Annotated in this window: 10 protein-coding genes and 1 pseudogene; 4 read left to right on the top strand and 7 right to left on the bottom strand. The window is 56.6% G+C overall.

Annotated elements, in window-relative coordinates:
- Both AB7S84_RS14970 and AB7S84_RS14965 read right to left on the bottom strand, forming a co-directional pair.
- A pseudogene (locus tag AB7S84_RS14970) lies at positions 1–710 on the bottom strand (KamA family radical SAM protein); the annotation flags it as partial.
- 166 nt (positions 711–876) lie between these two features.
- Positions 877–1,206, bottom strand: coding sequence for a carboxymuconolactone decarboxylase family protein (locus tag AB7S84_RS14965; RefSeq protein ID WP_428155429.1), 330 nt, complete (start codon positions 1,204–1,206; stop codon positions 877–879).
- A gap of 275 nt (positions 1,207–1,481) precedes the next feature.
- Between AB7S84_RS14965 and AB7S84_RS14960 the strand changes: the two genes are divergently transcribed.
- The 4 genes from AB7S84_RS14960 to mobB all read left to right on the top strand — a co-directional run bounded on the left by AB7S84_RS14960 (position 1,482) and on the right by mobB (position 4,742).
- A complete protein-coding gene (locus AB7S84_RS14960; protein WP_428155427.1) occupies positions 1,482–2,324 on the top strand; it encodes an aminotransferase class IV in 843 nt (280 codons plus the stop codon).
- A gap of 16 nt (positions 2,325–2,340) precedes the next feature.
- Entirely contained in the window at positions 2,341–3,561 is a 1,221-nt protein-coding gene (alr, locus tag AB7S84_RS14955) for an alanine racemase (protein ID WP_020876215.1), read from the top strand.
- A 126-nt stretch (positions 3,562–3,687) separates the two neighbouring features.
- Positions 3,688–4,221, top strand: coding sequence for a universal stress protein (locus AB7S84_RS14950; protein ID WP_020876214.1), 534 nt, complete (start codon positions 3,688–3,690; stop codon positions 4,219–4,221).
- On the top strand, positions 4,218–4,742 hold the full coding sequence (mobB, locus tag AB7S84_RS14945; RefSeq protein WP_020876213.1) for a molybdopterin-guanine dinucleotide biosynthesis protein B: 525 nt from the start codon (positions 4,218–4,220) through the stop codon (positions 4,740–4,742). The genes AB7S84_RS14950 and mobB overlap by 4 nt, the downstream gene beginning before the upstream one ends.
- 43 nt (positions 4,743–4,785) lie before the next feature.
- On the opposite strand, the gene AB7S84_RS14940 is transcribed toward mobB, so the two are convergent.
- From AB7S84_RS14940 to AB7S84_RS14920, 5 genes are all read right to left on the bottom strand, one after another.
- Entirely contained in the window at positions 4,786–6,003 is a 1,218-nt protein-coding gene (locus AB7S84_RS14940; RefSeq protein WP_428155423.1) for a molybdopterin molybdotransferase MoeA, read from the bottom strand.
- 34 nt (positions 6,004–6,037) lie between these two features.
- A complete protein-coding gene (locus tag AB7S84_RS14935) occupies positions 6,038–7,066 on the bottom strand; it encodes a molybdopterin-binding protein (RefSeq protein WP_428155421.1) in 1,029 nt (342 codons plus the stop codon).
- Positions 7,063–7,698, bottom strand: coding sequence for an FmdE family protein (locus AB7S84_RS14930; RefSeq protein ID WP_020876210.1), 636 nt, complete (start codon positions 7,696–7,698; stop codon positions 7,063–7,065). Before AB7S84_RS14930 ends, AB7S84_RS14935 begins: the two co-directional genes overlap by 4 nt.
- A gap of 81 nt (positions 7,699–7,779) precedes the next feature.
- Positions 7,780–8,118, bottom strand: coding sequence for a winged helix-turn-helix domain-containing protein (locus tag AB7S84_RS14925; RefSeq protein ID WP_020876209.1), 339 nt, complete (start codon positions 8,116–8,118; stop codon positions 7,780–7,782).
- A 207-nt stretch (positions 8,119–8,325) separates the two neighbouring features.
- Positions 8,326–8,714 (bottom strand): TRAP transporter large permease subunit (locus AB7S84_RS14920; protein ID WP_428155418.1); only part of this gene is annotated, 389 nt, incomplete at its 5' end.

Genomic DNA, 8,714 nt, shown 5'->3' with positions numbered 1-8,714 from the left:
AGGAGCACGTCTCGGATTTCCGGTTTGGATTCGATATAGGTCAACGCCCTTTCAAGCCGGGTTCGGGTAGGATGCAGGGCCCCATGCCCCACCACCCGGGAACGGGTGCAATAGCGGCAATAGGTCGAACAGAAATCCAGGGCCAGGAGCAACACCCGGTCCGGATAGCGGTGTACCAGTCCCGGGACCGGGCTTTGAGCCTCCTCGCATAGGGGGTCGTCAGCCTCCCCGGGCGTCCTGATCAGTTCCTGATATACCGGAACCACTGTTCGACGCAGGGCCTGATCCGGATCCGCAGGCGATACCAGACTCATGTAATAGGGTGTAACGGCAAGGGGTAAGCGGATATCCGCCTGATACAGCGCCTGTTCCTCGTCCTTCGAAAGCAGAGGGATATATCGGGTCAGTTCCGCCGCGGTGCGGATCCGATGGGCAACCTGCCAGTGCCAATCGTTCCAGAGTTTTCCGGATACCTTGGGAAAAAAGCGCTTCCGGAACATGCGTGAAACCGGGTTGGTCGCGGTTGTTCGACTGACGGGAAAGCGCACGATCAAACCGTTTTTGGCGCTTTTCCCCCTGGGTGGGGTTGAGGATGCTTGGGGATGTCTCAAGACTTCGGAGGAATCAGGAGGTTCGTCGTCCGCCTCCTCTAAAAACGAAGGTGCCTGACGGTCGGACGAGCGCTCCGCGATGGCCGGCGTATGTTCCATGAATGTTCTCCTTGTTGTAAACATCGTTGGGACCGAAAATGCCATTGGGCATGAGCCCTTTTTCGCGCGAAATACAATGATACGACAACAAAAATCAAGCTATTTTATTCAAACCCAAAAAATATTTCAACTCATTGAAATGCATTTATTTTTAACACGCCTGCACTCAAACGCCCATCTGATCCAGAACTTCCATGACCACCGTTGCCGTATACGCCATGGCGGGACCACCCGCCATCAGGATGGATATTCCTGAAGCCTCCAGGATTTCCCCACGAGACACCCCCATTTCGACAGCCGCTTTGACATGGGTCCGGATGCAGGGTTCACAGCGTTGGGCTACGGACACCGCGACCATCACGATTCTTTTCGTCCGGGCATTCAGCAGGCCGTCCCTGGTGGCTTCAGTCCGCAGGAGCCCAAAGGCGCCGGCCACATCAGGTAATTCTGTTTTCAGCCGATCCATGCCTTCCTCTATCGTGTATTTTTTTTCCATGAGTATTCCTCCCTGTAAACATCTCCCGTTGAGTTATCAAAGGGCCCAGCCGCCGACCGGCCCTGACATCATCTCATTCCGGTCGGCATAACGAACCTCAAAAGCTTTGAAGGGAAATTATCGCCGGAACACAAAAGAATCGCAAGAAAAAAACCTCAAAGAAGACAGTTGGAAAAACTGGCGTTTTTCTGCCAGATGCCGTAGCATAAATCAGCAGGCCCGTCTTGAGCATCCATTCAGACACATTCCGCACTGAAACAGAAAAAGGGGGCGCGATGAACGTGTTTTACATAGACGATCATTTCGTTAAGGAAGATCAGGCGATGATTTCCGTGAACGACCTCGGACTGCTCCGGGGTTACGGGGTCTTCGACTTTCTGCGCACGTACAACCTTCGCCCCTTTCATCTGGAAGACCACATCCGGCGTCTCGAAACCTCCGCCCGACTGCTCGATCTGCCCATGCCTCGGACCCGTCGGCAAATTCTCGACATCACGATGGAGACCTTGTCCCGTAACGATCTGACGGAGGCCAACATCCGGATTGTCATCACCGGGGGGGTCAGCCCGGATTCCATCACTCCCGGCAACAACCCTAAGTTGTTGGTCATGGTGACCCCTCAGCATCCGTACCCGGAAGAATGGTACCGGAACGGCGTCACCGTCATCACCACCTGTCACGAACGCTATATTCCCGGCGCCAAGAGCACCCATTACCTTCCCGCCATCATAGCCCTCTCCCGTACGAGACGGGAGAACGCCGTGGAAGCGGTCTACACCGATCGATACAATCGTATCCTTGAAGGCACCACCACCAACTTTTTCGCTTTTTTCGGAGATCACCTGGTGACGCCCGGCACAGCCGTTTTACCTGGCATTACCCGTCAGGTTGTATTAAAATTGATGCAGAATGAATTCGACATCGACATTCGAGACATCCAGAAGAATGAGATACCGATGATGGACGAAATCTTCATCACCGCCTCCAACAAGGAGATCCTTCCCGTTGTCCGTATGGACGACCGGACGCTCGGCGACGGAACCCCAGGACCTCGAACCCGTTGGGTGATGAAGATTTTCGCCGCATACACCTGCGCCTACGGTGAGGGAAAAGACTGACGCGCGAGGAATTGGAATGGGAGAAGAACGAAAAAAATCTCTGAAAAAACATGTCGTCTGGGCGGAAATCGACCTGGGCGCCATTCACCACAATCTGAAAGCCCTGAAGCGCCTCATTGGTCCGGCGGTTCGAATGCTCGTTGCCGTCAAGGCAAACAGCTACGGCCACGGCCTGATACCGGTGGCACGGCAGGCATTGGCCGACGGGGTGGACATGCTGGGGGTGGCCCGAATCGACGAAGGCATCCAACTCCGCAGGGCCGGGATAACTGCCCCCATACTGCTTTTCGGATATACCGCTCCCGACGCCACGGCGGATCTGCTGAAATATGATCTGACTCCTACCGTGTTTTCCCATGCCACGGCCAAGGCCATGTCGGCAGCCGCTCTTGCGGCCGGGAAACCCCTTCCGGTTCACGTCAAGCTTGACACCGGAATGGGCCGAATCGGGCTTGCGGCACCAGATCTCGATATCCTCCACGGATCGGACAGTGTTCGGGAAATCGAACGCATCGCCCATCTCGAGGGGCTCATCCCGGAAGGCATCTACACCCACTTTGCTTCCGCCGACGATCGGGATAAAACCAGTGCCGGACGCCAGTTCGAACGGTTCATGACAACCCTTTCCGAACTGGCTCAAAGCGGCGTCACCTTTCCCCTGCGCCATGCCGCCAACAGTGGGGCCGTCATCGATATGCCGGAAACCCATCTCGACATGGTTCGTCCGGGTATCGCCGTTTACGGCCTGTATCCCTCCAACGACGTCGCCAGATCCCGGATAGACCTCATCCCCGCCATGACCCTGAAGGCCAGAATCGCACAGATCAAATCCGTTCCTGCTGGATTTCAGGTGAGCTACGGCAGCACCTACACAACCCCGAAGCCCACCGTTATCGCCACGGTCCCGGTAGGATATGCGGATGGATATCCCCGTGGGCTCTCCTCTCGCGGGATCATGTTGGCCGGGGGCCTCAGGGTACCCGTCATCGGGCGGATCTGCATGGATCTGACCATGCTCGACGTCGGTGATGTCCCCGGCATCAAAGCCGAGGATGAAGTGGTGATCCTGGGGAATCAAGGCCGCGAAAGCATCTCCGCCGACGAGATCGCCGGGTGGCTGGGAACCATCAACTACGAGGTGGTTTCCTCGGTTATGGCCCGGGTGCCGAGAGTTTATACATGGCGGGGATCTTCGGTCCTTCCCGGCGACCGATCTGAAGATAACGAACGATATTGACATAAGTTTCGAACATTATTATCCTACTGATCATGCGGAGCGGGCGGGAGGGGCCGAAATGACATCCCCGCCGATATCCGGGAACGACGGTAAGCCAACATCAGCTCTCAGGAAGGCGAAGACAGTATGAAATCCGTTTCATCCATCCTTTTAGCCACGAACCTCACCGAAAACTGCATACCGGCCTTTGAATTCGCCGCCTCCCTGGCCACCCGGTACCAGGCGACGCTGGTGTTGCTTCACGTGATCGAAAAGATACCGGAATACGTGGAATCCCAGCTCCGGGGAATGCTGGGGGAAGAGAAATGGAAGTCGTATACGGAAGCCCACGCTAAAACAGCCCGGGATAATCTGATCGACAAAAGATCCGGAAATCGAGTGATCCGTGAAGCGCTGGAGAAGTTCTGCGCCGAAGCGGGTATCGAAGACAACGCCTGTGGATACCATTCCCGTGAGATCGTCCTCACGGACGGCGAGGTGGTGGAAGACATCATCACCCAGGCCGGGAAACACAATTGCGACCTTATCGTCATGGGCGCCCACCAGGGCTTCATCACCGGGACCTCCGTCGGGGCGACCATCAAAAACGTCCTTCGCGGCGCAAAATTGCCGGTCCTGGTAGTTCCCCCGAATCCTGCAAAAAAAAGAGGCCTGACGTGAAACCGCCCGTCATCTCGATCGTCAGCAAGAAACGCTCGGGGAAAACCACTCTTCTGGAAAAGCTCATCCCCGAGTTGAAACGAAGGGGTTACCGGGTCGGCACAGTCAAACACGACACCCACGGATTCGACATCGACCACGAAGGCAAGGACACCTGGCGTCACAAACAGGCCGGGGCCGATGCCGTGGTTATTTCCTCCCCCTGGAAGCTTTCGGTCATCAAGGATGTGGCCAAGGAGGTCGATCTCAACCGGATTGTCGCCGAACAGCTATCGGATATGGACATTGTTTTGACCGAAGGTTATAAAAACGCCGGGATGCCTCAGATCGAAATCTTCCTGAGCACAGCCCACCGGCACCCCATGCACGACAAAGCAAATCCGGGCACGCTGTTTGCCGTTATGTCGGACGTGCCCATGGATCTTGGCGTGCCCCGGTTCCATATCGATGACGTCTTTGCCCTGGCCGACCTTGTTCAGGCCAGATTCCTCATTTCTTCCGGCGACATCCCGGGAGCCTGAATCCCTGTATTCGGCAGTCGTGGGTCCCTCCGTCTTGCATGGATTATTCCAAAAGTTGCGCCGGAATCACCGTGCCGGCCGGAATCACGGTTTCGCCCTCAGGTATGGCGATAACGGCTTCGGCCTCGGCCATGGATTGTAGGCGGCTTGCCCCTTTCAGGGGATAAAAAACCGGAAGATCCGACCGTGTTTCGATCATTCCAAAAATGAACTGAGTCCAGCGAGGATGGCGGCCCAGAAGATCCGATGCGGTTCGAACCGGAATAACGGGCAGGCCCGGCCGACCGTGACCGGCCAATTTCAACAACCCCGGAAGAGCGATCTGCAGAAAACCCATCAGGTTGGAAGGCGGTCCGCCTGGAAGAATGAAAACCGGCTTTCCCTCCAGAAGGCCGAATCCCACAGCCTTTCCAGGACCGATACGAATCCGGTGAAACGCCCGTTGCCATCCCAGACGATCGAGAATCCGCACCACCATATCCCGGTCTCCGGTCCAGGCTCCGCCGCTGGTTACAACGGCGTCGGCATGATTCGAAAGCGTTTTCAAAACATTGTAGATCTCTTCGGGATCATCACGGACCAAGGCCAGTCGGGTCTTCATCCGATAGCGGCGGCACCATGCCCCCAGAGTGGTGATGTTGCTGGCGTAAAGCTTTCCTTCGGGCAAAGGCTGGCCGGGAGCCACGACCTCGTCACCGGTGGCGAGAATCCCCACCATGGGAGTCCGAATCACCGAAACGCTGCTGTGGCCTGCGGCGGCCAACATCCCCACCATACCCGGCGTCAGGCGGCTGCCCTTTCTGGCAACGACCTTCCCACGACCGACGTCGCTGCCCCGGGCTAAAATATTGCGGCCGATTTCAGCAAACGTCCCGACAAGCACCTCGCGGCCTTCGATCCTGACGAACTCCTCGGATACCACCGCATCGGCGCCGGTGGGAATTTTAGCACCCGTCAATACCCGAACCGTCGTCCCCGGCACCACCCGAATATCTTGTTTTTCACCCGCAGCCATCATACCGGTCACCGAAAGCCGCACGGGGTGTTCGGCGGAGGCGGCAGCCACCTCCTCGGAAAGCACCGCGTAGCCGTCTTTCAGGGAGGCGTCAACAGACGGGGAGTCCACCAGAGCCGCCAAGTCGTGGGAAACCACCCGGTCGACACCTTCGATCAACGCCACCGTCTCCGCTGCGAGAGGAACGACTCGATCCAAGGTCATTCCAAGAGCCTCTTCCAGCCCTATCGCCAGATCATCGATCATCTACCACTCCTGATAAGCCCCGCCGGGGCGATTCTTATTTTCCGAAAGGACACATCGGGTAAACACATTTCCTGCAGTTGAGGCACAGGCCGCCGTGGCCCAGTTCGGCAATCTCCCGGCGAGTGATCTTTTCACCGGTGAGCACCCGGGGATAGATCAGATCGAAAACGGTGGTCGTCGCGAAGATGCCGCAGGCCGGGATGCCCAATACGGGAATCCCCTTCAGGTAGGTGATCATGAACATGGCCCCGGGAAGCACCGCTGAACCGTATACCATGTCCACCGCACCGGCCTGTGCGAGGGCAAACCGGGTACGGTCGTCGGGATCCACCGACATGCCGCCCGTCGTGACGATAATATCGGCGCCGCGTTCAACGAACTTCAGCGCCGCCTCGGCAATCAGGGCGTCGTCATCGGGCAGAAACACGACATCGATCACATGGCCGCCCAGATCCGTCACCTTTTTACGGATTATGGGTTGAAACTTATCCTCAATTCGGCCGTAAAACACCTCGCTGCCGGTAATCATGACACCGACCTCGGCCCGCTTCAGAGGCAGCACCTGCAGGACGCCGGCATCGGTGCTCCGGGCTTCACTGACGGCCGCCTCGAGGGTTTTCCGGGAAATCAGCAGTGGAATGGCCCGGGTAGCCGCCACCTCCTCACCCCGCTTGACCAGGGTGTGTGTGTGCCGAGTGGCGCACATCACTTCCCCAATGGCGTTGAAACGATTCAGAACCGTCACATCGACTTTAAGCATTCCGTCCCGGGTGGCACGAAGAAGAATTTTTCCCTCCCGAGGAGCATCGTGCCAACCGACCCCCTCGCCGCAGAGCGCCCCGGCAATCGCCTTGGCGGCATCATCTTCATGGACTTCGTCGCCTTCGGGCTTCAGGATATAGAGATGCTCTTTTCCCAGCCGGCGCAGATGATCCAGATCCCGACAACTCAGAATATGCCCCCGATGAAATGCGGGTCCCTTGAATTCACCCGGTCGAATTTCAGTAACGTCATGGGCCAGGGGGTGTCCTACCGCATCCTCGATTCTGACGACTTGAATCATGTTCCGATCTCCTTAAATGAATCCCCATGCATCCGGTTATCCGGATCCGCGATGGGGTAAAAATAACTTTCTCCGGCACACAACCGACACAAGCTTTCACTGCCGATGCGAACCTCCCGACCGTCCCGGACCATCTGGCCGCACCGGCTGCACACCGCGTGACGACGCGGCGGTCCGGGCATTTCCCATTCAGGCAGGTTCACCCCGACCCGCTGCACCTCGAAAAGGAGGTCGTCGGGCATGCGTTTATAGCCCTCCAACTGCTGACGGCGGATATCCCGTTCCTCCGGGGCGTATTCTTTCGCGATATTCCTGGAGGTTTCCGTAGACACGATGCGGTAGGCCACCCTTGTATCGATATTAACGAATGTCGCTGCATTGATGCCGAAGTCCTTGAATTTCAGGGATCGTCTTCCCATCCGGCACCCGGTCACGCTTTCGATGGCGTCGGTGGCACATCGATCGATTTCAACATAGACAATCAGTTTCTTACGGAACTGCGGCGCTTTGGGGTTTTCGATACCGACTAAACGGCACCCCAACATGGCCATGCGCACCCCGATGACCTGGCCGGCACACAAGTGCCCGTGCCGCTCGGCCGATTCCGCGAGCAACGCATCAAATGATTTCATGCGATAGGGTCTCCTTATTGATGTGTCAAACCCGAATGGCAAATTTTGCCACTCGGTGGCATAAAATTACTGCCTGTGCCGTTAAAGTCGAACACCCGCTTCCTTCTGAACGTCGGACGAGAATTTCTTGAAGGAATCGATCAGCGAAAGGGCATCCGCCGTCAGGACGGCTCCCCCGCCGTCGTCGCCCCCCCGGTAGGCATGGACCAAAGGCCGGCCAATGATCTTTTCCATGTCCCGTATGGCTCCCCGCATCTTGCGATAGGGAATCCCGGTTTCCCGTGAGGCCTCGATGATCGATCCGTGGCGATAGATTGCCTGGAGCATGGCCATGCGACCTTCACCCATGACCGGACGACCTTCCACCTCGAGCCATATCTTGGATCTCAGCCGCCATTGGATCGGTTTGTCTTTTTCCATGGTCGAATATCTCCATTCCCACCCGTTCCGTTCCCAAACGGTTTTCAAGTGGCGCAATTTTCTATTTTCAATAGTTTACATGGAACCCAATATTTGTCAACCGTCTCTTTCCCCCCGCCGTAAAAGAATATTGCTCAACTTTCGACTTCCATAGGCCGGTGCCGGAAGGATACGGCTAACGCATACAGACAGCTGTTGGTTATCCGGTCAGTACATCAGGTTCGGCAGCACCAGAATGATCTGAGGAAAAACAGCGAGAATAATAATGCCCACGAGGATCGCCAGCATGAACGGCATGATACCCTTGAAAATGGCTTCCAGGGACATGCCCCCCGGCAGCGACCTGGCAACACCGTAAACCACGTATACATTGATTCCCACGGGTGGCGTGATGACCCCCATCTCCGTCACCATCACGATGATGATCCCGAACCATATGGGATCATACCCCAGGGATACGACCAGGGGAAAAAAAATCGGAACGGTCAGCATAACGAGAGCCAGAGAGTCCATGAAGCACCCTCCGAAAAAATAGACCACCACCACCATGAAAAGAATGGTGATGGGGGGGAGACTGAATCCGCCGATCCATGATG

Source organism: Desulfococcus sp., from assembly GCF_050178255.1.
Lineage (GTDB): Bacteria > Desulfobacterota > Desulfobacteria > Desulfobacterales > Desulfococcaceae > Desulfococcus > Desulfococcus multivorans.
Note: the sequence above shows the minus strand (reverse complement) of the source record. Positions and strands in the feature narration are given on the sequence as shown.